This window comes from Labrys sp. LIt4 (assembly GCF_017813775.1).
In the GTDB taxonomy this organism is placed as follows: Bacteria; Pseudomonadota; Alphaproteobacteria; order Rhizobiales; family Labraceae; genus Labrys; species Labrys okinawensis_A.
Window position 1 is genome coordinate 1 of sequence record NZ_JAGIPY010000023.1, and the last position, 24,758, is coordinate 24,758.

The window sequence follows — 24,758 nt, forward strand, 5'->3', positions numbered from 1 at the left end:
TCCCCCGCAGCTATCTTGAATCACTTCTCAATCGATTTGGGAATCCAACGATTCAACCAAAAATCACCCTGCTCTAATGGGATTCCCGGCAGGGGTAATTTCCGATTCAGAATCCATGCTGGCGAACGAGGCCAGCATGGACGCGTTTTCACGTGCGCGGTCGCGTATTGATGCGTGACAAATTGCTCAATCGATTTGCAGGGAGATCGCCTGATGCAGCTTCTTGAGGTTGGGTAGCGACTTGCTTTGCCACGGGATCTCGGAGCTGCCACGCACGACGAGTGCCACATTCGGGTGCTTGCGCACCTCGATTGTGAATTTTGCCAATAAGTTGATCCCCGAAGAATTGAGAAATTCGAGATCGGTCAGGTCGAGAACGATCGTCGCCGGTGAGGCTGTCAGGACGTCAGTCATGAGCGTCATGATCGGAGCATAGGCATCCGTTCCTGACAGCCGCATCGTGCCGTAGAAACGGATGACGTTGTCTTCGGTCCAGACTCGATATTCGTCGGTCGTGATTTCTGTATTTGGCTTCATGATTCACTGTTGCAACAGAGTGACGGGAAGGGTGGCGAATGTTCCGACCTGCACGCGGCTGCCGTCTTCGACGGGGTTGAAAATCCATGCCAGGCGAGCGCCGTAATCATTCATCAGAGTCAGCAACCCGAGGCCCGATCCGGAAGTCTCCGGATCTGCCGCATTGGCCTCGATGCGTTCAATGAGCAGGTCACCGGGGTCGCCGACCGTGATCTCGGCCAGCAGTGCCTGGAACGAGGCGGCTGTGTCGGAACTGATCACATTGGAAACCTTGACCTTGAAGGCATCGGTACCCATGGCCACCTCGACTCTGATCTCGCCGGGCTCGTGGAATTTGACCGCATTCTCGATCAACTCGTTCACGAGATAACCAATATTGTGCCGGACCGCGCGATAGTCGTTTCGGGATGTCCGGAAGGGCAGGGCGAATATGTCGGCGATGAAGTCCGATGTCGTCGCGCAATGATGCCATCTCAGGTCGAGAGGCCCGTCGAATAGGCTTACGCGGCTGACACGTTCGTCCATACCGATCACAATATCTTTTGATCCGTACAAAGTGGTCATGATGTTACCTGTGCCTGATAACGACGAGTGTTATGTCGTCGTGAATCTTACTAGTTCCAATGTAGTCCATCAGATCCTGGACAATTCCATTCTTTATTTCCTCGGCGCTCGAGCCATGACGCTGGCGTACGCTCTCTACGAGACGATCCAAGCCGAACAGTTCGCCCTTTCCGCCCTCCGCCTCGGTTACGCCATCGGTATGCAGCACCACCACGTCGCCGCTTGAGAAGGCTATGTTGCGGGTGGCGACGAAAGGCGAAATGTCCTTTTCGAGGCCGATCGGAAATCCTAGATCGATCGTATCGATGCGCTCGACGCCGCCACCTGCACGCACCACTACAACTTCCTCGTGTTGGCCTGAAAGCGTCAGCTTGCCGTTCTCATAATCCAGAAAGGAGAGAGACAGATGCTTGTCTGAATTGGTTCGCTCAAGGTTCTTGAATATTGCTCGATTGAGTCGATCAAGGAATTGCGTGGGATTATTCTCGCCTGTTTCTTGCAGCGCCCGTGCGACCGACTGTACCATCAGCATCAGAACACCGCTTTCGAGGCCATGGCCGGTTACGTCGCCAATTCCGACCTTGAGCTTCTGACCGTCCCGCAACACGTCGTAATAGTCGCCCCCAACCTCGTCTGCAGGCCGCATATAGGCCGCGATCTCTACCCCCGGCACATCATTCAGTTCACCTTCTTTGGGGAGCACCATTCTCTGGATCTGACGGGCCACGTCGAGCTCGGCGCCGAGCCGCAGATTTTCGCTGCGCAGCTGTTCGTTGAGCGAGGAGATTTCCAGATTGGCATTTTCGAGATCGCGTGTGCGATCCTCGACGAGCTTCTCGAGGTTCTCAGTATGGTAACTTATCTCCTCGGCCATTCGATTGAAGGCGACGCCGACCTCGCCGACCTCGTCTCTTGTCGGAATGTGGACGCGGACGGAATAATCCTTGGCCTGCAGCTTGCGTGCCGCCCCGGCCAGGGCGCTGAGGCCGGCCGTGATACGCTTCGACAGCCCGAATACCGCAGCGAATACGATACAGAGCGCAACGAAGATCGCCGCCAGCTGGTAGAGAAGGATGCGGTTGGTCGCTTTGGAAATGCTATCCTGAGCCGCAATCAGCGTGGCATATATCTCGTGTTCGGGAACGACGATGCCGACCGTCATCGTTTCCTTAGTTATGGGACCTGCGCTCCACATGTTCGTCGGCCTGAGTTTCTTGAGGACGACGATGTAGTTGACCTTTTCACCATTGCGATTGAGCGGGATTGTCTGAATGACACCATCGTTGTTCTGATCGAGGGGAAGCGCCGCCACGGCCGCGTCGGCACTTTTTCGCAAAGACCGGTCGAAGACCGTCGGGCTTGAATTGCCGATACCGAGCGTCTTTTCACCTTCGGGCGTTACGGCGAGTACATTGCCATTCGACATGGCGAGAAATGCAAAGCCGGTATCCGCGATTTTCACGCTTTGCACGATGTCCGCCATCTGGTCCAGCGTGAGGTCGGCACCGACCACGCCGGCGACGTCTTTCCGGTCCTTGGTCCAGACGGGCTCGAAGAAACTGACGATCAGCTTGCCGGTAACGCCATCTTTATACGGGGAAAGCGTGGTGATCTTCTCATTGACCGGCTTGCTTGCCGGATCTTTGATCCAGCGCTGCCAGTCCTCGTAAAGTTCGGGAAAAAAGAAGTCCCACCAGTTCGTCGCATTGTGGCCCGGGTAGACCCGGTCGAACGTTGCGCCTTGATCGGTGTAGGGCGTCGAACGCAGAATTGGAGCACTCTTTGGACCGATGAAGTAGACCTGCAGCTTTCGGGTGCCGTTCGCCTGGACAGCAGGACCGAAGATGTTGAAGGCCGTGCTGTCGCGTACAATTTTCGCAACGTCGGGCGGGAGATTTTTGGTCGCGTTGAGAAGATAGCCCCAAACTGTCACAGCCGACGGATCACCAACTTCGTTCTGCCACCAATTGCTGGACGGGTTATAGACAAGAGGGGTGGAGAAGGTCGGGTCACCTTCGATCGCTTCACCCACCTTCGCCGCGATCTGAGGATGATCGATCAGGGCCTGCGTCGAGGCGGCAAGAATGTTGACCTCCGTATGGACCTGGTCGAGCAGCAGATCGGTCCGTTCGGCTGTAGTATCGATGTAATTGTGCAGGTATTCGCCGGTTGCCTTGGTCAGGCCGAGGCCGATCTGCTGGGTGGCATCCACCGAAAGCCGGTTCACGTTCCAAAGAGCAAGTCCACCGCTGATCAACAGGTCGAACAGGACTGCGCCACCGACAACCAGCACGAATTTCGCTCGGAATGAGCGCAGGCCAAATCGCGACGAATTTCCTGGCTCCTTACTCATAGCGGCTTTCGCCCCGACGCAATCCAGATCGGCCAGCCTGCATATCCCTTCGGATGCAATGCCGCGAAGATATGATCCTGGAAGCCCTTGCGAAACTGCTCGATGAACTCGGGATCGTCGCCGCGTTTTTGGGACATTTCTCCTGCGAAAGTATTCTCCCACGCATGAATCATATCGGCGAAGTCCTGGGGATCTCCGTCGAGATTGGTTACCATGATGGACTCGGCACGAATATCGTCGAAACCGGCATCCATCAGATAATGGCGGCTCTTGGGACCCAGCTCGAGATCCATGTTGAAATGAGTAAAGAGCTTGGACAGTTCATTATACGTCCATTGAATGGACTCACCGCGGGGCTCTCCCAAACATTGAGATATCTTTTCATTGGTAATATAGACGCGGCCGCCGGGCTTGCAGATTCTGTACATTTCCTTGAGAATTAGCGCCGGACGGTCAAATATCTGCAGGGAGTGACGGCAGGTCACGAGGTCGAACTGATTGTCTTCCAGCAACATCTCCGAGGCGTCACCATAGACGTACTCGATCCCGCTGATCTTGAATTCCGACGCTACCCTGCGTGCATAGGCAAGGCTCGAGCGTGAGTGATCGAGCGCGACAATTCGTGCGGGCGTGAATTCTCGCTGAACGAGCGCCGCGAAATCGCCGATACCGCAACAGATATCCGCCATGTAGATCCCGGGACGCATGCCGTGACGAGGCAAGATGTCTCGTTCGTGCCGCCATGTCATCTTGGTCTGGGTGCGCAGGACAGGGATGAAGCCGCCTTCCTCGAGAAAGCTCTGACCCGGGTAGAAATTAGCGTCATACTCTTGGACTTTGATGGCCGGCTGGATCCGGCTCAAACGCCCGAACTTCTCCGTCGTCCATCCGACCACGCTGGAGGTCACGATGACAAATTGCAGGTCCGGCCTGTCCCGGCTGGCATCCAGCAGTACACGCGCGAAGGCGTGGAATGCCAGATTGTTCATCTGGGAGAGCCGCCGGACATTCACATAGAACACGCCTCTTACGCGATTAATCGAATCCCGCAATAACCCCAGGCACGAGGCCAACTCGTTCAAGGACTGGGGTCGCAGCGTCCCCGAAAGCGAGTACTCCTGATTGCTAAGGTCGAATTGCGCTTTGAAGCGCACATCATAGGCGAAGGGAACCGCGCTCAATGTGTGAGGCCTCCAAGTGGCAGATCGACAGTGAGCGTAATGGTGTCATCCCCAACGGTGGTCAGGGTCACAGCAGCGCTGTAGCTGACGGCAAGTTCGACCAGGAGCATATCGCGGCCCACCTCGGCGGCGTCCGCCAATGAATCCATATAGTCGGCTTCAGCGCGGCTGCTTCGAAGGCGAGCTACCGCTTGCTTGAAGAAATCGCGTTCATCTTGGCTGCAGGTGAAGGTGAGTTCGACCCTCTCGGTGTCACCTTGGCGCGAAATCTTGCAGACAAAAGTCCCTCCGACATGATTGCTTCGGAATGTGATCTCCAGCAATTCATTGAGTGCAGATGAAAACAAGTTCGTGAATAGCACGGAATCCGGCCGATTATGGCTTATCATCCGAGCTAGAAAGGTTGAAATATAATCGCAATGCGTCCAATTGGAGTTGAAAGCCTCCATTTCCATATCAATTTGCACCATGATGTGAAAATCATGATCCAATGTAGCGGTATGATTGACGTTCGGCGCCATATGCTTCTCTGCTATTGAGATCCCAGTGGAATGTGTCGTCTTCAGTTGATGCGTTCGCGGCGCCTTCGTGGGGCTCTGGCCTTGGATGCGAATATTCGTGCCTTTTCCGCACTCATGGGCCGGCCGAGATGATAGCCTTGGAGGATGTCACACCCTTCGTTGATCAGCCATCGAGCTTGCATGGCCGTTTCGACCCCTTCGGCTGTTACCATCATGTCGAGACCGTGTGCCATGGCAATAATTGCTCGAGCGATCGTCTGACTTTTGTGTTCCTTCTCGATATCTTGAATGAAGTACTTGTCTATTTTCAACGAATCGAAGGGAAAATTCTTCAGATAGCTGAGGGAGGAATAGCGTGTGCCGAAGTCGTCCAGCGAGATGCGGATACCCAGCACGTTAAGCGTGTTCAGGGTATCCAAATTATCCACGGTCTCCTCCAGCAGCACCGATTCCGTGATTTCCAATTCTATTCTGCCAGCGTTGATGCCGGTGCTGTCGATGACCTGAGCCACGACGTCGGTGATGGACCCGCCGAGGAACTGCGCGGGCGACAGATTGACGGCGACGTTCAGGGAGTCTGGCCAGGTCATTGCCTGCCGGCAGGCTTCTTCCAGCACCCAACGGCCGATTTCCTCCATCAGGCCATCCGACTCCGCGATAGGAATGAAAACGTTGGGTGTTATCCGCCCAATTTCCGGGTGATCCCAGCGCAACAGCGCCTCAAAGCCAACGATCTGGCCGGATGAGCGGAGCAGGGGCTGGTATTCGAGCAGAAGTTCTCGCCGTTCCAGAGCCAATCGAAGGCTACGCCTGAGGCTTTCGCGTTGCTCGATCAAAAGCATCATCGAGCGATTGAAAGTCCGCGCGCAGCCGCGTCCTTCTCCCTTGGCAGCATAAAGCGCGATGTCAGCCGCCTTCATCAGTTCCTCGCCCTGTGTACCATGCTGAGGACCGAAGGCGACGCCGACACTGGCCCCGACAAAGAGCGGCATTCCATTGATGATGAAGGGTATCTTGAAAGCGTCGACGAGAGCCTGCGCCACACTCTCCGCTTCTTTCGGGTCCTTGCCATATTGGATGATCGCGAATTCGTCGCCGGCATAGCGGAAGGCAGAATCGCCCTCCTGCAGTACACCTCGAATCCGATCGGCGGCCAGTTTGAGGAGCGTGTCGCCCGTGCCGTGTCCCAGCGTGTCGTTGACCGATTTGAAATCATCAAGATCGATCTGCAGCAGGGCCGAACGCACGTGCAGGCCGTCATTCGGCGTCAAGATTTCCTTGAGCCGCTCACTCAGGCGCTGCCGGTTCTGGAGGCCCGTCAGCACGTCATGATTAGCCTGATACATCAGTTTGCTGTGTTCGGCCTCCGCGGCCCTCGCAGGAGAATTCGCCACTTCGATCAGGCCGATCCCGTCGGCGGCGGGAAATGCCCAGACCTGCACTTCGCGATTGGGCGCGGCGGTAATATTGAAGGTTGTGGGAGCCCTGGTAAGAAGTACCTTGTCTAGGGCTCTCTTTGCTTCGCCTGTAGCAGCGCCAGGATAGATATCGAACAGGCTCGCACCAAGGGGCAGGTTGCCACTGCGCACAGTCTCAAGCCGTGCGGAGAATTGAATAAGGCTTAAATCGCTATCGTAAAAAGAGGCTAATTCATGTGTATGTTTAAGAAATTCTGAAAGAGCCTGTTCGTCAGACGTAATTTTTCTAACTTTTACTGGGGTGCCTTTTGGTAACTTAGACTTTCTCCGAAAGCGGAACAATTCCTGGTCCTCTGATGATTGCTCAGACAGCCACACATTCGAGGTAAATTCCTACTCCAAATTTTACATCGAATACAATTCAGAATTTAGCTTTGTAAGCTGGAGCGGCGGGCGATCTCCAATCTGTCCGCACCACAGCCGATGAGTGCCGGCATTGACGAGGCCGCAGTCTGAGATGATTGGATCGATGGCCGCTGCGATCGGTTCCTCGACTGTTCCTCGATGTCATAACCATGGGCGTTACCACCGCCGGCTGCCCCGTTGATCCATCCTCGCCGTATGCAGCGCGTCTGCGGAAGGTGGACAGGACGTCACAATCTGCTCAGCCCATTAGCATCATCGGGAACGGGTGCCGAGGCGATGTGGTTAGGTTACCAGCCGCATGTCCGGCTGGGTTGGGGGATGCCTGTGTAGGAGGAGCAAGCTATGGTCAGCCAAACCGACCGTGATCCCAGACATCACATCCGGCAGATGAAGGCTCGCTTGCGGGAGATTACCGACCATCTGCGCGAGGATATCGATAAGGTGGACGAGCCGCAGCTGAAGGCAATGTTCGAGACGTCTGCCGAAGTTCTTACTGGCCTCTCGAAAGCATTCAGCGATTACGAGCAGAAGAACGAAAGCGCTTGGCGAAAATAACGGTGCCGTCGCCAGGGTGGCGATCCCCGCGCGCCATGCTTGGACATCGAAGCTCTGGTTCGACAGGAGCAGATGCCGGCCTGGCTCGACGATGCGACCGGAGAAGCGGCCGAGAAGCCAGCACCCCGGGACGAGCATCGATCAAAGAGCCCAACAAGTCGGCTCGTCCAGGATCAGGCGACAAGCGAGCGATGTTGCGCGACCCGCTGGCGACAGCCGGGTGAGTAGCCAGCGGGCATTTCCGCAGTGGGCACAGAGAGTGTTCGACGATCTAAATATATTAATTCTATAAATTTAGTTGACATATAATCGGCGAACGTGTGTGCTCAGGCGAAGCCCTCGATAGACGGGCCGAAGTCAAAGCTGGACCGACACGATGACCACGATTTCCTCCGCGCCGCTGGCGCGCCGCGCCCTCCTGAAAATGGGTTCGGCCCTAGCTGCCGCCGCAGCCCTCGGCGGTGCCGCCCGCGCCGACGATGCCGCCAAGCCCGAAGCCTCCAAGCCCGAAGCGGGATTGCCTTCCCTCAAGGGCAAGACCATCGCGATCAGCGTCGCCGGCACCGACCACTTTTTCGACCTCAAGGCCTATCAGGCCCAGGTCGAGACCGTGAAGGAACTCGGCGGCACGCCGATCGGCCTCGATGCCGGGCGCAACGACAAGACGCTGGTCAGCCAGCTGCAGACCCTGGTGACGCAAAAGCCCGATGCGGTGATCCAGACGCTCGGCACGCTCTCGGTCGTCGATCCCTGGCTGAAGAAGCTGCGCCAGGCCGGCATCCCCGTTTTTTCCGTCGATCTGCCCTCGACCAATGTCATCAACACGGCGACCTCGGACAATTTCTCCCTGGGCGCCCAACTCGCCTTACAGCTGGTCTCCGATATCGGCGGCAAGGGCAATGTCGTGGTCTTCAACGGCTTTTCGGGCGTCCCGGTCTGTGAGATCCGCTACACCCAGCTGCGCAATGTGCTGAAATACTATCCCGAGGTGAAGATCATCCAGCCCGAATTGCGCGATGTCATCCCTAACACGGTGCAGGATGCCTATGCGCAGATCACCGCGCTGCTCAGCAAGTACCCGGAGAAGGGATCGATCTCCGCCATCTGGTCGGCCTGGGACATTCCGCAGCTCGGCGCCACCCAGGCCCTGATCGCGGCGGGGCGCAGCGAGATCCTCACCTATGGCGTCGACGGCACGCCCGAGGTGCTGGCGCTGGTCAAGGATCCCAAGGCGCCGGCCGGCGCGGTGGCGGCCCAGCAGCCCTCGGTCATCGGCCGCCAGGCGGTGCTGAACCTCGCCCGCTATCTCAACGGCGATACCACGCTGCCCTCGCAGACCTTCCTGCCGGCGGTCATCGCCAACAAGAAGAACGCCGCCGAGGTGCAAAAGCAGCTGGGCCAGGCCTGATGGCCTGACATCTGACTGACCCCGCAGGGTGCCCTCGTTGACACCATCCTGCTCAGCCACCCCATCCGCGAGCCCGGATGGGGTGGCTCTTCCGTGTGGCCGGCACCGTGCCGCATTCCTGGACAAGGGCTGAGCCGGCCGGTGGGCCGGCGACGTTGACCGACGATCGATGCCATGACCTCACCACCACCCCTTCTGGCCATGCGCGGCCTCGTCAAGAGCTTCGGGCCGACCCGGGCCCTCGACGACGCCTCGCTCGTGGTCGCGCCCGGTACCGTCCACGGCCTGGTCGGCCAGAACGGTGCCGGCAAGTCGACCCTGATCAAGGCTTTGGCCGGTCTCGTCAGCCCGGAAGCCGGCAGCATCGAATTCGAGGGCCGGCCGCTCGACCATCTTTCGCCCCAGAAGGCCGAGCAACTCGGCATCGCCTTCATCCATCAGGACCGGCTGCTGGTGCCGACCGCCACCGTCGGCGAGGCACTGTTCCTGGGGCGTGAAACCATGGCATCGCGCTTCGGCGTCTGGCAGGCGAGCCTGCAGCGCCGGGCCGACGAGGCTCTTCGGCATTTCTTCGGCATCACCCTGCCGTGCGGCGCGCTCATCCGCGACCTGTCGACGGCACAGCAGCAGATCGTCCAGATCACGCGGGCCCTGCTGGCCAAGCCCCGCCTGATCATCTTCGACGAACCCACGGCCGCGCTCGCCAAGCGCGAGGTCGAGAGCCTGTTCGCCGCTATCGCGCAATTGAAGGCGCGCGGCCTCACCAGCATCTACATCTCGCATTACCTGGCCGAGATCGAGCGCATCTGCGACGTCGTGACCATCATGCGCAACGGCCGGGACGTCGCCCATGTCGAGCCCTCGCGCACGACGATCGGCGAGATCACCCGCCTGATGGTCGATCGCGACGTCAAGGACCTCTTCCCCCGGCATCGCGCCAGCCGCGGCAAGCCTGTGCTGTCCGTTGCGGGCCTCGGTGCGCCGCCGGCCTTTGCCAACGTATCCCTGGCCGTGCATCGCGGCGAGGTGGTCGGGCTGACCGGGCTGCTCGGCTCGGGGGCCAAGGAACTCGTCCAGGCCCTGTTCGGGCTGCGGCCGGCGCGGGCGGGCACGATCGAGGTCGATGGGCGGGCGCGGCGCCTCGCCAGTCCCGTGGCGGCGGCGCAGGCGGGCCTCGCTCTGGTGCCGGAGGACCGCCGGGCCCAGGGCGTGGCGCTCGGCCTCTCCATCCGCGAGAACGCCACCCTCGCCAGTCTGGGCCGGATTACGCGTCTGGGCTGGCTCGACCGCTCAGGCGAACGTTCTAAAGTGTCCAGGCTGATCGAGGCGCTCAAGATCAAGGCCAGCGGCCAGGAGGCGCCCGTGCGCACCCTCAGCGGCGGCAACCAGCAGAAGGTGGTCATCGCCAAATGGCTCGCCCGCCGTTCCGACATCTATGTCCTCGACGAGCCAACGGTGGGAGTCGACGTCGCGGCCAAGGCCGAGATCTATCGCCTCATTGCCGAGCTGGCGGAGGAGGGGGCCGGCATCCTGCTGCTCTCGGCCGATCTCGACGAACTCCTGGGCGTATGCGACCGCGTCCTTGTCATGCATCGCGGCGGCGTGGTCGGCACCTATGAAACGTCGGTCACATCGTCCGACCAGCTGCTGGCCGCGGCCCTGACGGGCGCCGGCCCCGGGGAGGGAGCCAGCCATGCCGCATGAAACCCTGGAGGCAATCGCCGCAGCGACATCGCCCTCGATCCACCGCGACCCTGACAAGACCAGCACGCGCGCGGGCTGGCGGGATCTTGCCGGCGGTGCCGGCGCCCGCCTGGTCCGGGCCGGCGGGCTGCTGTTCTTCCTGGCCGTGATGGCCTTCTTCGCCATCAACACGCCCTCCTTCGTCTCGCCCGCCAATATCGGTCTCATCCTGTCGCAATCGGCGGTGCTGGGCATATTGGGGTTCGGCCTGACGCTGGTGCTGATCGCCGGCGGCTCGGACGTGATCGCCGGCGGCATCGATCTTTCCCTGGCCGGCACGCTCGGGCTTTCGGCCGCGATCTTCGCTGTGCTCAACCAGGCCGGCTTCTCGGACATGGCCTGCGTGGCGGCCTCGCTCGGCGTCGGCCTCCTCGTCGGCCTGGTCAACGCCCTTGCCGTGGTCTGGCTCCGGATCCTGCCCCTGCTGGCCACCCTGGCCGCCATGAATGTCTGCGCCGGGCTCGAACTGGTGGTGACGGAGAACACCACCATTCCCGCCGCCTCGCCGCTGATCGACTGGCTCGGCCTGCCGGGACCGGTCGATATTCCCGTGCTCGGCTGGCTGCTCCTGGCCCTGTGCGCTGTCCTTGCCGCATTGCTGCATCTCACGCCCGTCGGCCTTCGCGCCTATGCGGTGGGCGGACACCGCGAGGCGGCCAAGGCCGCCGGCATCGCCGTCGACCGCTATGTCGCGCTGTCCTATGTCGCCAGCGGGCTGCTTGGCGGGCTGGCCGGTGTCGTCTCGGTCGCCTTCCTCAACGGGGCGACCGGGGGCTCGGGCGACATGCTGCTGCCGGTGGTAGCGACCGCCTTTCTCGGCTTCATGTTTTCGCGCCGGCTGGTGCCGACCATCCCCGGCACGCTGCTCGCCGCAGTCTTCCTGGGCGCGCTCACCAACGGATTCCAGCTCCTCCATGTCTCGACCTACTGGGTCAACGGCATCGAGGGCGTGCTGATCCTGGCCGTCGTCGCCGCTACCGCCAATCTCGCAGGCAGGAGGGCGTCATGAGCACCGTTGGGGCCGAAGGGCCGCGCACCCGGCCGGCAGCGGAGCTGCTGCGCTTCGGCATTCCGTTGGCGCTCGTGCTGGTGGTAGCCGTCTTCTCCGCATTGGCGCCGGGCTTTCTGACGCTCGCCAACATCACCGGCGTGCTGGTCAACAATGTCGCCTTGACGGCCATCGTCGCCATCGCCATGACCCTGACGGTGGCCTCGGGCGGCACGGATCTGTCGGTGGGTACGGCGGTGGATCTCGGCAGCCTCGCTTTCGTCTCGGCGGTGTCCGCGGGTCAGCCGGTAACGCTGGCCTGTCTCTATGGCGTGGGCGCGGGCATCGGCACCGGGCTCTTCAACGCCGTCCTGATCGCGCGCCTGTCGATTACGCCGTTCCTGGCGACCCTCGGCACGCTGTTCATCGGCCACAGCCTGCAACAGCTCACCACCGATGGCGGCAATCCCGTCTATGTTCCGGCCGGCAGCATACCGCCGGCGCTCGCCTTCATCGGCCATGGCACCCTCTTCGGCGTGCCGGTCTCGCTGCTCCTCGTCGCGATGCTGGCGCTCGGCGCCTGGCTCCTCCTGGAGAAATCGAGCTTCGGCCGCACGGTCCTCGCCGTCGGCACCCAGGAGGAGGTCGCGCGCTATTCGGGCCTGCCGGTGCGACGGATCCTGGCGATCGTCTATATCCTCTCCGGGGCCGTTGCCGCCGTGACGGGCATCCTGCTCTCCTCCAACGTCAACGCTTATGTGCCTTACTCGGGCAATGCCTATCTGCTCAACGCCATCGGCGCGGCCTTCATCGGCACCTCGCTCAGCCGCAACCGGCGCGCCAGCATTGCCGGCACGATCCTCGGCGTATTGCTGTTCGGCTTCGTCTCCAACGGCCTGCTCCTGATCGGCTGGAACTTCTACTGGCAGCAGGTCGGCGCGGGCGTCCTGATCTTCCTTGCTCTACTGCTGGCCTTTGCCGGGCGGCGCGAGAATTGAAAGGGCATGTGAGGGCCAGGCACGCTCCGGCGGGTGGATGTCGCCATGGCCTGGGCTAAACCCAATGGGCTTCAACCTTGCCGGAACGGTCCGGGTCCTGCTTGCCGCAAGTGCAGCCCGTTCAGCGCAAGCCAGCGTTCGACCTCGAGAGCCGTGACGTGCCCGATGCCGCGTTCGGCCAGTAATTCGTCCCAGGAATAGGCCGTTGCAATCGTCGTCAGGTTGCGGGCGCGCTGCGCCAGCGTGCGTCCGCCCTTATGGGCATGGCGTCCCTGCAGGAGCTGATCCAGAGCCCGGCGCTTCAAACGCATGGCCGTGTTCCCCTTGTGAAAACGTCATTCCTGGAGCCGGGTCCGCCCTGATGAAAACGCCCCCGCTCTCCCTCCTTGCTCCGGCTCGTCGTCAGCCATGCAGGCGCGGAAAGCCATGCCGCTCGGCCAGAAGTTCGAGAATGCGCCGGGTCGGCTTGACGAAGGCGACATCACCGAAGCGCTCCGCATCCTCGGGAATCGGCCCTTGCCCCAGTACCAGCGCCGGCAGCGACTGGTTGGCCTCGCCCAGTTCGGCAATCACCGCCCGGCGTGGCCGGGCGAAGGGCACGCGCTCGATGTCGAGACGACCGGCAAGTTCCGGAGAACTCACCAGCAGCCCTTCGATCTGGTTGCTGTGCGGGCAGACGAAATGCTGGCCCGGATGATTGGGATCCTCGAATCCGGCTTCGAGCAGGAAGAGCTTGTCGCGGCTGCGGCTCATCTTCGGGTCTCCTGTCAATTGGTATCGGCGCGCACGGCAGCCGGATGTTTCTCGACGCGATCGTAGAACACGTCCCCCTGGGTATTCTGGAAATAGCCGGTAACGCCCTTGGCGAGCACGACCTGGTCGCTGTCCTGCAGGATCACGACATAGGGCGAGCTCTTCTGGAGCTTGCGCTGCAGCGACTGGTAGAGGGCGATGCGCCTCGCCGGATCGCGTTCCCGGAGAGCTGCGGACGTCTCGTCGCTGAGTTCGGGGATGATCCAGCCGGCCTGCTTGGCGATGGTGTTGTGCTTGTTGTCGCGGTTGACCGCGAAGGCGCTGGCGTTGGAATGCGGGTCGAAATAATCCGGCCCCCAATAGCGCAGCGTCACCTCATACTGGCCGGATCGGGCCTTGGCGAAGATCTCGCTGCTCACGCCCGGTTGGATGTCGAGCGTGAGCCCGGCCTGGCCGAATGTCTGCTGCAGGGACTGGGCGATGGTGAGGAAGAGCGGTTCGTTGAAGACGGGGAAACGGATCCTCGTCGGGCCGATGCCGGCATCGGTCAGTATCTTCCGGGCCTTGGCGACATCGAGCTTGTAGGGGGTATCGCTCAGGGCCCCCGGGAATCCGGCGGGCAGGAAGGCCTGGTGCACGCGATATTGCCCGCGCAGCAGGTTCCGGGCGATGCCCTCATAGTCGACGAGATAGCGCGCCGCCTCCCAGAAGGCGGGATTGCCGAGGGTCGGATTGGCCTTGGTGTTAATCAGAAGATATTCGAGCCGTGCCGAGGGCGTCGCATAGAGGCTGACCTGGCTCTTGTCCCTGAGCGTCTCGATCTGGTCCGTGCCGAGACCCCGGGCGATATCGGCATCACCCTGTTCGACCAGCAGGCGGCGGGCTGCCGGATCGGGCACATTGCGGAAGATGAGCCCCTGCAGCTTGGGGGCGCCGCCGGGCGAGGTGGGGTTGGCGTCCAGCACCAATGCCTCATGCGCGGTATAGGCGCTGATCTTGAAGGCGCCGCTGCCGGCCGAGTGCGACTTCAGCCAGCCATTGCCGAAATCGCCATTGCTGGCTTGCGGTGCGAGCACGGTCTCGTCGAGGATCGAAGCGACGTTGGCTGTGAGGATGGCCAGCACGAAGGACGGGCCGACATCGGCCTGCCAGCTCAGCTTGACCCTGCCGTCGTCGACCTTGCCGATGGCGGCGTCGACATTGTCGGCGGTCCAGCCGAGTTCGTTCAGGATGAAGGCCGGCGCCTTGTTGAGCTTCACCGCGCGGGTGAGGGAAAAGATCACATCCTCCGGCCGGACAGGATTGCCCGAGGCGAATCTGGCGTCCTTGGCCAGCGTAAAGATCAGGCTCTTGCCGTCGGCACCCGCTTCCCAGCTCGAGGCCAGCGCCGGCTTGATCGCGGCGCTCTCGTCGCGATCGGCCTGTACGAGGCGTTGATAAAGCGCGTTGGCCACCTGCCCCGTCGTCGACTCGAAGGCCTCCGCCGGATCGAAGCTGGTGACGTCGTCGATGGACTGCGCCACCACGGCAATTCCAGGCGGCGTTTCCGCCCATGCCCCAGGCGCCTGCAGCGCGAAGATCAGTGCCGTAAGGCCGAGAAGTCCGATCTTGTGTCGCATGCGGCCTGCTCCGAATTTCAAGGAAAGAGGCGTTTTTGATCGATAGGGGGGGATAATGACAGGGAACGGAGTATGGTCAAGATTATTATATAAAAATTATGGACTAAGTATATTTATCAACTAAGCTTGCCTTCCGGACACTCCTGCAGCGAGGCACGCAATGACGACACCGGCTTCCCATTCCCTGGTTACGGCGGACTGGCTTCTCGAAAACCTGGACAATCCCAAGGTGCGGATCTTCGAGGTCAGCGTCGATCCCGCCGTTTATGAGCGCGGCCATATACCGAGGGCGGTCAATCTCGATTGGCACCGCGACCTGGTCGACACCGTCAACCGCGACATCGCCTCGCGCGAGAAGCTGCAGGACACCCTGCGCAAGGCGGGCGTCGAGGACGACACCACCGTGATCGTCTATGGCGACAACAACAATTGGTTCGCCGCCTGGGGCGTGTGGGTGCTCGATGTCTATGGCTTCGGCGAGCGCGCCAAGCTGGTGGACGGCGGCCGCAAGCTATGGGAGGCCCGCGGCCTCACCTTGACCGCGCAGGTGCCAAGCTTTGCAGCCTCCGCGCTCACGCTGCCGGATCGCAACGAGGCCCTGCGTGCCCGGCTTCCCGACGTTCTCGGCTTTGCCCAGGGCAAGGTAGAGGGAAAGCTGGTCGACATCCGCTCACCGGACGAATATGCCGGCAAGATCTTCGCGCCCGAGGGCGTGAAGGAACTCGCGATCCGCGCCGGCCATGTGCCGGGTGCCGAGAACGTGCCCTGGGCCACCATCGTCAACGAGGACGGCACCTACAAGCCCGTCGAGGAGATCCGCGGCATCTATGCCGCCAAGGGCATCGACGGAACCAAGCCGATCATCACCTATTGCCGCATCGGCGAGCGCTCGAGCCATAGCTGGTTCGCCCTCAAGCGCATCCTGGGCTACGACGCCCGCAACTATGACGGCTCCTGGACCGAATATGGCAATGCCGTCGGCGTGCCCGTCGACAATCCGTCGGGCACGATCTGGCTGGGGAAATAGGTTTTGGAGCGAGGACTTCTCAGCGACATGCCTGCATGTCGCGATGTCCGCGCTCCAGTTCTCACAAATAACCCCGCCCGCTCTGGATCCGTCTCAGAGCCGCCACCAGCGCATCGACATCCTCATGGGTGTTGTAGAAGGCGAGCGAGGGGCGCACCGTGCTTTCCAGGCCGAAGCGGCGCAGGATCGGCTGGGCGCAGTGATGGCCCGCGCGCACCGCGATGCCCTCGCGATCGAGCGCCACGCCGACATCCTGGGTCCGGCAGCCGTCGAGCACGAAGGAGAGCACGCTCGCCTTCTCCCTGGCGGTGCCGATCAGCTTGAGGCCGGGCACGGTGAGCATGTGCTCTGTGGCGTAGACCAGGAGTTCGTGCTCGTAGCGGCCGATCACATCCATGCCGATGGTCTCGACATAGTCGAGTGCCGCGCCCAGCCCGACCGCGTCGGCGATGTTGCCGGTGCCGGCCTCGAAGCGCTCGGGCGGGCCGTGATAGATCGTCTTCTCGAAGGTGACGTCGGCGATCATGTTGCCGCCGCCTTGCCAGGGCGGCAGATGGGCCAGCACGTCGGGCTTGCCATGCACCACGCCGATGCCGGTCGGCCCGAACACCTTGTGCCCCGAGAACACGAAGAAATCGGCATCGAGCGCCTGCACGTCGGTACGCATATGCGAGACCGACTGTGCACCGTCGACAATAACCGTGGCGCCATGGCGCTTGGCGATGGCCACCATCTCCCGGGCCGGCGTTACCGTGCCGAGCGCGTTGGAGACCTGCGTGATCGAGACGATGCGCGTGCGCGGATTGATGAGCTTTTCATATTCCTCGAGAATGATTTGGCCGGTGTCGTCGACCGGCGCGACACGCAGCCTGGCGCCCTTCTCGGCGGCCAGCATCTGCCAGGGCACGATATTGGCGTGGTGCTCCAGCCAGGTGACCAGGATCTCGTCGCCTTCCCCGACATGGCGGCGGCCGAAGGCCTGCGCGATCAGGTTGATGCCCTCGGTAGTGCCGCGCACGAAGATGATGTCGCGCGTCGAGCCGGCATTGAGGAAACGCCGTACCTTTTCGCGTGCGCCCTCATAGGCGTCCGTGGCGCGCGCGGCCAGCGCATGGGCGGCGCGGTGAATGTTGGAGTTCTCATGCTCATAGAAATGGCTGAGGCGATCGATCACCGCCTGCGGCTTCTGAGTGGTTGCCGCATTGTCGAGCCAGATCAAAGGCTTGCCATGCACCTGCGTCTGCAGGATCGGGAAGTCCCGCTTGACCGCGTTCGCATCGAACGGCCGGCCTGACTGAGCGAGATCCGGCACCGCGTCGGGACGCAATTCCAAGGTAACCGCACTGAAATCGGGCAGGCGCGAGGCGGCCGGCACGGCGGGCAAGGCTGCCTGGGCGGGAACGGACGGCGGGCTCTGCGGCACGGGAGGAACGGAGGGCGGAGCGGCAACAGGCGAAGCAGGCAGCTGCGCAGGCGCCAGGGACTGGCCGTCGCGCAGGAAATAATAACCGTCCTGGGACGGCTGGGCGATTGAGCCGGGGATGGAAGCCGTTGATGGCCCCTGCAGGGGCGCCGAGGCCGCCGCATCCGGGCGCAGCAGCGAGAGGAATTCAGCGATACCGGCGGGCAATACCGAAAAATCGATCTGGGTGGGCACAGCAGGCACGAAGGGGCCGGCCGAGCCGCCGGGCTGCGGCACGTCCGAGGGAATGGCCGAGGCGCCCGACAAAGGCTGCGGCGCGGTGGCGGGCGCGGTCGGGAGGCTCGGCGTCGGCACGATGGAGGGTATGGTCACCGGCGGCACGTCCGGCGGGCCGACGGGGGGCCGGGCCGGCGCCTGAGGGGCGACGCTGGTGGTGATGGAGGGCGCCGGCGCCAGGGTCGGGCTCGGGGGGACGGCCGGCACGGTCGGCGCCAGCGGCACCGTACCTTGGCTGGGCGGCGCCTGGAACAGGGCGTTGGCAAGATCGGCCAGCACCGCCGGATCCGGCCAGGACGGGGGAGAGGAAATGCCTGTCGTCATCGAGCGGGAGCTCCTTGGACTTGGTCATTCCGGGTCAGCACCGCGGCATGAAATGCTACGGTGCAGACTCGGAACCGCTAACAGAATGGCGTTTTTTTCCTCACGCGGTCCCGGATCTGCACCGCGGCACGATATGTCGCGTCGCGTCCAGGACCGCGTGAATCTCGCCGCTTTAGTCCCGCTCAGACATATTTGTCGGGATAGTCATGGTACTTGCCGACCTCGACACCTTCCAGCACGGCCAGGGCATCGTGGGTGAGGATGGCCGAGGAGCAGTAGAGCGAGATCAGGTAGGAAGCGATCGCCTTGCGGTTGATGCCCATGAAGCGCACCGACAGGCTGGGTTGCACCTCGCCGGGCACGCCGGGCTGGAACAGGCCGATGACGCCCTGCTTCTTCTCGCCGGTGCGCAGGAGCAGGATATTGCTCTTGCCCTTGGCATCGACTTCCAGCTTGTCGCTCGGCACCAGCGGCAGGCCGCGCCAGGTCAGGAAGGGCGTGCCGAACAGGGTGACCGTTGGCGGCGGCACGCCGCGGCGGGTGCATTCGCGGCCGAAGGCGGCGATGGCGCGCGGATGGGCCAGGAAAAAGGAGGGCTCCTTCCAGACCTTGGTGATCAGCTCGTCGAGATCGTCGGGCGTGGGCGCGCCGGTCCGGGTCTTGATGCGCTGGCTGGCATGCGCATTGGGCAGCAGGCCGTATTCCCTGTTGTTGACCAGCTCGTTCTCCTGCTTCTCCTTCACCTTCTCGATGAGGAGCCGCAGCTGTTCCTGGATCTGGTCGTAGGGGTGGCTGTAGAGGTCGGAGACGCGGGTCTGCACGTCGAGCACCGTGGTGACGGCATTGAGCGAATATTCGCGCGGGGCCTCCTCATAGTCGACGAAGGTCTCCGGCAGGTCCGGATCCTGGTCGCGGCGGGGAGAGCACTCGACCTCGGCGCTGATGTCGCCCTGGTCTTCCTTGACCCGGTTCAGGCGGTAGATGCCGGCCTCGACGGGCGTCCAGGGCAGGAAGGATACCAGCCAGCGCGGCGTGATGCCGGACCACTGTGCCCTTGTCTTGGTGGCATTGGCAAGCTGCCTTGCCGCCGCTTCGTTCAATGTCCGGCGGACGGCAGGTTCGTCGGCCATGCGGTGCTCCTCATCTGGTTCATGCTGCGGAAAGAAGTCTTGATTCGACGTATATCCAGCGCGGCGGAGCCCCGGACAAATGCCCTAACAACCGATATGCCGCGTGGCTTCGGCAAACATCGTGGGCAAGATGTGAAATAGGCTTCAACCCCGCCATTCCCTGCCTATTCTCCAGCCACGCTGGCGATGAGGGGATCTTTCTCCCTCGGCGCCATCCCAAAGGGCCGCTGGGCGTCCCGGTAGAAGTCGAGGGCCTTGTCGATGAGCCCGCTGGAACAATGGAAGCGGTCCGACAGGATGAGGATGGCCTGATCGCGGGTGAAACCATCTCCGCGCAAGGCGTCGAAGGCCTCGCCGATATCGAGCCATTGCGCCGGCGGCCGGCGGTTGCGGCGGCTGCGATCGGGCTTGGCCGGATCGAGCAGTTCGGCGACCAGGCTGAGGAATTGTGGCGAGGCATAGGCTTCGCGCAGCCATGTGCCTGCCTGCTGCTTGGCGGCGATGACGCGTCCCTGGTCGATCAACCTGCGCAGATAGGCCGTGCGCGGGCAATAACGCGCCTTAGCCACGGCCAGCCTCCGTCTCCGCCGCGGGGCCGGCTGACCCGCGATCGGGGCTGGAGCAGGTCGAGGGCGGCGGAGCAAAGGCAGGCGTCATGGGGCTTTCCGTGAGATGGGTGCAATCTTGAGAATCCAGCTTTGATTGAAATTTACAATTTGTCTATAGAAATAGTAGACAATAAAACTAAGAGCGGTGAAGGTGATGAAGGGTGGCCTATCCGCCGCCTGTTCGCCCCTGCCGCCTCGTCGCAGAACGCTCCAGGAAAGGGCCTGCCATGACCGAGATCACGCAGCATGCCGTCGCCTTGCAGGAAGAGGCACCGGCTGCCGCGCGGCCGCTTGCGCCGGGCTGGAACCTCGATGCCCTGGTGGCGCAACTCAGGCTCTCGCGCGAGATCACCCACAATATCCGCCATCAGGGCCGCATCCGCCGCACGCCCTCGCGCGAGACGGTGACATCGATCCTCGACGGGCTGCAGGCGGCCCTCTTCCCCAGCCATTACGGGCAGTCGGAGATCGGGGCCGGCAACATCGACTATTTCGTCGGCTCGACGCTCGACAATGCCCTGATCCTGCTGACCGAGCAGGTGCGGCGCAGCCTTGCCTTCACGCGGGACGATGCCCCGCCGGAGGCCAGCCTGCGCGAGCAGGCCCTGGCCATCACCGGCGATTTCGCCAGCCGGCTGCCTTCCATTCGGGGCGTGCTGGTCAGCGATCTCACCGCAGCCTTCCGCGGCGATCCCGCAGCCACAAATTTCCCCGAGATCCTGCTCGGCTATCCCGGCATGACGGCGATCATCTACCACCGTCTCGCCCATGCCCTGCACGGGCTGGGCGCCACCTTCCTGGCTCGGCTGATCTCCGACATCGCCCACTCGAAGACGGGCATCGACATCCATCCCGGTGCCGAAATCGGCGGCAGCTTCTTCATTGATCACGGCACCGGCGTGGTCATCGGCGAGACGGCCGTCATCGGCGAGCGCGTGCGCCTCTACCAGGCCGTGACGCTGGGCGCCCGCCATTTTCCCACCGATGAGAGCGGCGCGCTCGTCAAGGGCAGTCCCCGGCATCCGATCGTCGAGGATGACGTCGTCATCTATGCCGGCGCCACCGTGCTCGGCCGCATCACCATCGGCCGGGGCTCGGCGATCGGCGGCAATGTCTGGCTGACCCGCAGCGTCCCGCCCGGCAGCCAGATCACCCAGGCCCACGCTCGCAGCAACGGTCAGGTCGACTGACGATGCTGCCGACGACCACTGAATGTTGGCCGATAATGGTTCTCGTCATTGCGAGCGCAGCGAAGCAATCCAGCTGGTCGGACGCGAAAAACTGGATTGCTTCGCTGCGCTCGCAATGACGCTGCGTGTCAATTCCATGGCCTTCTCATAATCTCAACTCAACTACGCCGCTGGTCCCGGCCCCTCAACCCCCGGCGCCGTCTCGAGCGGCCACCAGGTCGAGGCGAGATAGCGCTCGCCCGTATCGGGCAGGATGGCGACGATGATCTTGCCGGCGTTCTCCGCCCGCGCCGCCAATTGGGTGGCAGCCCAGAGCACGGCGCCCGAGGAGGTGCCCGCGAAGACGCCTTCTTCCGCCACCAGTTCCAATGCCGTCCGCCGGGCCTGCGCCGTGCTCAGCGCGATGATCTCGTCGGCGATCCCGGTGTCGACATTCTTCGGAAGCTGCTCGGGCGGAACCTCGCTCACCTTGTGCACGCCGTCGATCTCGTCGGGATAGGGGGTCTCCTCGGTCGGAATGGATCCCTCCGCCGGCTCGGCGATCACCACCTTCAGGCCCGGTTTCTTCGATTTGAGGAAGCGTCCGGCGCCGGCCGTGGTGCCGCCGGTGCCGACGCCGCCGACCAGAATGTCGACCGTGCCGGCAGTGTCGCGCCAGATCTCGGGGCCTGTCGTCTCGAAATGGGCCCGCGGATTGGCGGGATTGGCAAGCTGGTCGGCGAAGAAGGCCGAGGGATTTTCCTCGCGGATGCGCTGCGTGATCTTGTCGATCGCCTCCGGATCGAGAAAGAACGCGTTCTTTACCGTGACGATCTCCGCCCCGTAGAGGCGCAGCAGCTTGACCTTGTCCTGGCTGATATTGTCGCTGACATAGAACTTAGCCCGGTACCCGCGCGAGGCGGCCACCGCGGCAAGGCCGATGCCGGTGTTGCCGCTGGTCACGTCGACGATGAGATCACCGCGCTTCAGGCGGCCGGCCGCTTCGGCCTCGGCGATGATGGCCCAGGCCGCCCGGTCCTTGATGCTGCCGGCGGGATTGAAGAACTCGATCTTGGCGACGATCCGCCCGAACAAGTTGCGGTTGCGGGCGTAGTTGTGCAGCTCGAGCAGCGGGGTATTGCCGATCAGGTCGGTGAGGTTGTCGTGGATGCGGCCGGGCTTGGCCGCGGCGGTGTGGAGAGTGCCGGAATTCATGTCAGGTCTCGACTGTCTTAGTGGGGGCCTTGGAGCGGACTTTCAGTCCGCATCGTCCTTTCACAAGTGCGGGCCACGGGCTGAAGAGGAAGCGGATATCGCGACAGACGAGCCTGTCGCTGAGAAGTCCGCGCTCCCAGTTCCCCAGCCAAGTTCGGGCGCGATGTGCCGGATGAAATCGGTGAGAATCTGCTCGTAATCGTGCTGGTCGAAGGCATAGGGCAGCTCCAGCCGGAACTCGCTTATGCCGGCGAGCACCGGATCGGCGGCGAGGCGCTCCAGGATCTGCTCGGAGGGGCCGACGAGATCGGCGGCATAGAGCGTGCGCCGGGGACCGTTGGGCGCCAGCGTGCGGGCCTGCCGGCTGGCGGCATAATCGGCATAGCGTTGCCGCGTCGCCCGATCGGCGCTGTCATAGGGCACGATGACGCGGCCGAGGGCAACGCGAGGCCGCGCCGAAGCCTTCCGATAGGTTTCGAGCTGGCGCGCCTGGGCCTCGAAGAAATCGTCGGTGCCCTCGCCCGTGGTGACATTGCCCATCAAGAGGTTGAAGCCGCTGCGGCCGGCCCATTCAGCCGAGCGCAGCGAGCCGCCGCCATACCACAGGCGCTCCACCAGCCCCTTGGCGTAGGGCTGCAGGCGAGGCCGGATGCGCCCGCCGGGAATGTCGATCAGGCTGTCGGGCGCGCCGAGATAATGACCTCGCAGATTGTCCGCCAGCCGCTGCACCCTTGCATGGGAGAAGTCATGGCCGCGCCACTCGCCGTCGAAGACCAGGGGTGCCAGCAATTCGGCATGCGGCGGCGTACCGGCACTGAGGCCTACATTGAGGCGCCCGCGCGAGAGCACGTCCACGGTGGCAAGATCCTCGGCCAGGCGATAGGGGCTCTCATACCCCATCGGGATCACCGCGGTGCCGAGCTGGATATGGCGGGTGCGCTGGCTCGCCGCCGCCAGGAAGACCGCGGCGGCGGAGACGCCCGGTTCCAGGTGGCGCTGGCGCACCCAGGCGCTGTCATAGCCGAGGCTCTCGCCGAACTCGAACAGCTGCAGCGTGCGCTCCAGCCCGCCCGCCGGATCATCGTCCGGGTAGCTCCCCGGTGACAGGAAGCCGACATGGCTGACGAGGGGAGAAGGCATGAATGTCCTTATGTCCTTTTTGGCTTGCTGGATAGGCGGCGTCGGAATCAAGGCGAGAGAACCCTATGCTGCCCCTCACCCTTACCCTCTCCCCGCAAGAGGCGGGGCGAGGGGGACGCAAGCGTTGTGGTCTCCCGTTTGGCCCTGCATCTCGCCCGACGGTTGGGCGAGATAGAATCGCTTTCGGTTTGAGCCGCTCCATCGAAGTCCCCCTCGCCCGCCTCATGCGGGGAGAGGCTATAGCGTTTTGCGATTAGACGGAGTCACCAAGAATCGCAAAGACGCGTCAGAACAATGAGTTAGAGCAAATAAGCGTTCACGCTTGAACGCGCTTTGCTCTAGGGGTGAGGGGCGGCGCGATGGTACTGACCTCATCCCATTGCGGCGACCCCTCAGCTCTTCGGCAGGCCTTGCGGATTGGTCTCGGACTTCTCGACCGCCTCGGCGCTCAGGTTCCAGCGAGCGAGCGTCTTGGCGTATTTGCCGTCCTTGATCAGGCCGTTGATGGCGATCGTCACGGCATCGGCAAGGCCGCCGCCCTTGCGGGTGGTGACGGCGATGTCGGCGGTGAGCGGCCAGCCGCCCGAAAGCGTGCCGACCAGCTTGGTCTTGCCGGTCTGCGCCGACTGGAAGGCCTGGGTGGCGTTGACGCTGAAGGTGATGTCGGCGCGGCCGGACTGCAGGGCGAGCGTCTTCACCGCATCGTCGTCGTAATACTGCACCTCGATCGGCTTGAGGCCGGCGGCCTGGTTCTGCTTGTCCCAGGCCAGCAGGATCTTCTCCTGGTTGGTGCCGGCATCGGTGATCACCTTCAGGCCGGCAATGTCCTTGGGCTCCTTCACCGCCGTGATCGGGCTGTCCGCCTTGACATAGAGGCCGAGCACGTCGCGCCGATAAGTGGAGAAATCGAACTTCTCCTTGCGCTCCTCGGTCACGGTAACGTTGGTGATCACGGCATCATATTTGCCCGAGGACAGGCCGAGCGGCCAATCCGCCCATGCCACGGTTTCCAGCACCAGTTCCTTGCCGAGGCTGTCGGCCACAAGCTGGGAAAGATCGGGATCGAAGCCGACCGGCGTCTTGGAATCGGTGGCATAGGTCGCGATCGGCGGCAGGCCGGGATCGACCGCCACCACGAACTTGCCGTCCCGAGCGAATTTGGCGTCCTTCGAGATCGCCTTGATCGCCTCTTCGTTCTTCTCGGCGCGCAGGCGGCCGGGTTGCTCAGGGCTGAGGTCGAACTCGCCGGCGAAGGCGGCAAAGCTGAGGCCGAGGGCCAGCGTAGCCGCGAGGGCTCCGGGGGCGATGGAAGCAAAGCGGGTCGTCATGGGGGCTCCTGATCGGGCTTGGGGGGAGGAAGGGCAACGGCGGCCGTCGCGCCG

General features: G+C 62.7%; 22 protein-coding genes. 7 read left to right on the forward strand and 15 right to left on the reverse strand.

Features of this window, described 5'->3' with window-relative positions; translation table 11 throughout:
- Positions 1-186: 186 nt before the first annotated feature.
- The 6 genes from J8I29_RS27040 to J8I29_RS27065 are packed head-to-tail and all read right to left on the reverse strand — an operon-like array spanning position 187 to position 6,952.
- Positions 187-537 carry a hypothetical protein gene (locus J8I29_RS27040; RefSeq protein WP_105864802.1) on the reverse strand — a complete coding sequence of 117 codons (351 nt, stop codon included), beginning with the start codon at positions 535-537 and terminating at the stop codon, positions 187-189.
- 3 nt (positions 538-540) lie between these two features.
- Positions 541-1,101, reverse strand: coding sequence for an ATP-binding protein (locus J8I29_RS27045; RefSeq protein WP_105864803.1), 561 nt, complete (start codon positions 1,099-1,101; stop codon positions 541-543).
- A 4-nt stretch (positions 1,102-1,105) separates the two neighbouring features.
- Positions 1,106-3,454: a SpoIIE family protein phosphatase gene (locus J8I29_RS27050; protein ID WP_209434026.1), complete on the reverse strand. Its 2,349-nt coding sequence runs from the start codon at positions 3,452-3,454 to the stop codon at positions 1,106-1,108.
- Positions 3,451-4,635, reverse strand: a complete 1,185-nt coding sequence (locus tag J8I29_RS27055) for a class I SAM-dependent methyltransferase (RefSeq protein WP_209434027.1) — start codon at positions 4,633-4,635, stop codon at positions 3,451-3,453. Before J8I29_RS27055 ends, J8I29_RS27050 begins: the two co-directional genes overlap by 4 nt.
- Entirely contained in the window at positions 4,632-5,156 is a 525-nt protein-coding gene (locus J8I29_RS27060; RefSeq protein ID WP_209434028.1) for a ubiquinone biosynthesis methyltransferase UbiE, read from the reverse strand. The genes J8I29_RS27055 and J8I29_RS27060 overlap by 4 nt, the downstream gene beginning before the upstream one ends.
- Positions 5,157-5,197: 41 nt before the next feature.
- Positions 5,198-6,952 (reverse strand): EAL domain-containing protein, encoded by a 1,755-nt coding sequence (locus J8I29_RS27065; protein WP_348536184.1) that lies wholly within the window; start codon positions 6,950-6,952, stop codon positions 5,198-5,200.
- 390 nt (positions 6,953-7,342) lie between these two features.
- Between J8I29_RS27065 and J8I29_RS27070 the strand changes: the two genes are divergently transcribed.
- The 5 genes from J8I29_RS27070 to J8I29_RS27090 all read left to right on the forward strand — a co-directional run bounded on the left by J8I29_RS27070 (position 7,343) and on the right by J8I29_RS27090 (position 12,692).
- Positions 7,343-7,555: a hypothetical protein gene (locus J8I29_RS27070; protein ID WP_209434029.1), complete on the forward strand. Its 213-nt coding sequence runs from the start codon at positions 7,343-7,345 to the stop codon at positions 7,553-7,555.
- A 376-nt stretch (positions 7,556-7,931) separates the two neighbouring features.
- Positions 7,932-8,963 (forward strand): sugar ABC transporter substrate-binding protein, encoded by a 1,032-nt coding sequence (locus J8I29_RS27075; protein WP_209434030.1) that lies wholly within the window; start codon positions 7,932-7,934, stop codon positions 8,961-8,963.
- 174 nt (positions 8,964-9,137) lie between these two features.
- Positions 9,138-10,667 (forward strand): sugar ABC transporter ATP-binding protein, encoded by a 1,530-nt coding sequence (locus J8I29_RS27080; RefSeq protein ID WP_209434031.1) that lies wholly within the window; start codon positions 9,138-9,140, stop codon positions 10,665-10,667.
- Positions 10,657-11,715, forward strand: coding sequence for an ABC transporter permease (locus J8I29_RS27085; RefSeq protein WP_209434032.1), 1,059 nt, complete (start codon positions 10,657-10,659; stop codon positions 11,713-11,715). The genes J8I29_RS27080 and J8I29_RS27085 overlap by 11 nt, the downstream gene beginning before the upstream one ends.
- Positions 11,712-12,692: an ABC transporter permease gene (locus J8I29_RS27090; RefSeq protein WP_209434033.1), complete on the forward strand. Its 981-nt coding sequence runs from the start codon at positions 11,712-11,714 to the stop codon at positions 12,690-12,692. The genes J8I29_RS27085 and J8I29_RS27090 overlap by 4 nt, the downstream gene beginning before the upstream one ends.
- A gap of 71 nt (positions 12,693-12,763) precedes the next feature.
- Here J8I29_RS27090 and J8I29_RS27095 read toward each other — a convergent pair whose 3' ends face one another.
- The 3 genes from J8I29_RS27095 to J8I29_RS27105 all read right to left on the reverse strand — a co-directional run bounded on the left by J8I29_RS27095 (position 12,764) and on the right by J8I29_RS27105 (position 15,064).
- Complete coding sequence (locus tag J8I29_RS27095; protein WP_105864812.1) at positions 12,764-13,003, reverse strand: hypothetical protein; 240 nt, start codon at positions 13,001-13,003, stop codon at positions 12,764-12,766.
- Between the two features lie 91 nt (positions 13,004-13,094).
- A complete protein-coding gene (locus tag J8I29_RS27100) occupies positions 13,095-13,445 on the reverse strand; it encodes a DUF3088 domain-containing protein (RefSeq protein ID WP_209434034.1) in 351 nt (116 codons plus the stop codon).
- A 14-nt stretch (positions 13,446-13,459) separates the two neighbouring features.
- Entirely contained in the window at positions 13,460-15,064 is a 1,605-nt protein-coding gene (locus J8I29_RS27105; RefSeq protein ID WP_209434035.1) for an ABC transporter substrate-binding protein, read from the reverse strand.
- A 160-nt stretch (positions 15,065-15,224) separates the two neighbouring features.
- On the opposite strand from J8I29_RS27105, the gene J8I29_RS27110 reads away from it, so the two are divergent.
- Positions 15,225-16,091, forward strand: coding sequence for a sulfurtransferase (locus J8I29_RS27110; protein ID WP_209434036.1), 867 nt, complete (start codon positions 15,225-15,227; stop codon positions 16,089-16,091).
- A gap of 61 nt (positions 16,092-16,152) precedes the next feature.
- On the opposite strand, the gene J8I29_RS27115 is transcribed toward J8I29_RS27110, so the two are convergent.
- From J8I29_RS27115 to J8I29_RS27125, 3 genes are all read right to left on the reverse strand, one after another.
- On the reverse strand, positions 16,153-18,114 hold the full coding sequence (locus tag J8I29_RS27115) for a family 2A encapsulin nanocompartment cargo protein cysteine desulfurase (protein WP_209434037.1): 1,962 nt from the start codon (positions 18,112-18,114) through the stop codon (positions 16,153-16,155).
- 182 nt (positions 18,115-18,296) lie between these two features.
- Positions 18,297-19,244: a family 2A encapsulin nanocompartment shell protein gene (locus J8I29_RS27120; RefSeq protein ID WP_209434038.1), complete on the reverse strand. Its 948-nt coding sequence runs from the start codon at positions 19,242-19,244 to the stop codon at positions 18,297-18,299.
- A gap of 164 nt (positions 19,245-19,408) precedes the next feature.
- Entirely contained in the window at positions 19,409-19,813 is a 405-nt protein-coding gene (locus J8I29_RS27125) for a hypothetical protein (RefSeq protein ID WP_105864815.1), read from the reverse strand.
- Between the two features lie 266 nt (positions 19,814-20,079).
- Between J8I29_RS27125 and epsC the strand changes: the two genes are divergently transcribed.
- Positions 20,080-21,042 carry a serine O-acetyltransferase EpsC gene (epsC, locus tag J8I29_RS27130; protein WP_209434039.1) on the forward strand — a complete coding sequence of 321 codons (963 nt, stop codon included), beginning with the start codon at positions 20,080-20,082 and terminating at the stop codon, positions 21,040-21,042.
- 162 nt (positions 21,043-21,204) lie between these two features.
- Here epsC and J8I29_RS27135 read toward each other — a convergent pair whose 3' ends face one another.
- The 3 genes from J8I29_RS27135 to J8I29_RS27145 all read right to left on the reverse strand — a co-directional run bounded on the left by J8I29_RS27135 (position 21,205) and on the right by J8I29_RS27145 (position 24,704).
- The gene (locus tag J8I29_RS27135) at positions 21,205-22,236 is read right to left on the reverse strand and encodes a cysteine synthase family protein (RefSeq protein ID WP_209434040.1); all 1,032 of its coding nucleotides are present in this window, start codon (positions 22,234-22,236) and stop codon (positions 21,205-21,207) included.
- 60 nt (positions 22,237-22,296) lie between these two features.
- Complete coding sequence (locus tag J8I29_RS27140; RefSeq protein ID WP_209434041.1) at positions 22,297-23,376, reverse strand: LLM class flavin-dependent oxidoreductase; 1,080 nt, start codon at positions 23,374-23,376, stop codon at positions 22,297-22,299.
- A gap of 392 nt (positions 23,377-23,768) precedes the next feature.
- The gene (locus J8I29_RS27145) at positions 23,769-24,704 is read right to left on the reverse strand and encodes an ABC transporter substrate-binding protein (protein ID WP_105864819.1); all 936 of its coding nucleotides are present in this window, start codon (positions 24,702-24,704) and stop codon (positions 23,769-23,771) included.
- Between the last annotated feature and the right edge of the window lie 54 nt (positions 24,705-24,758).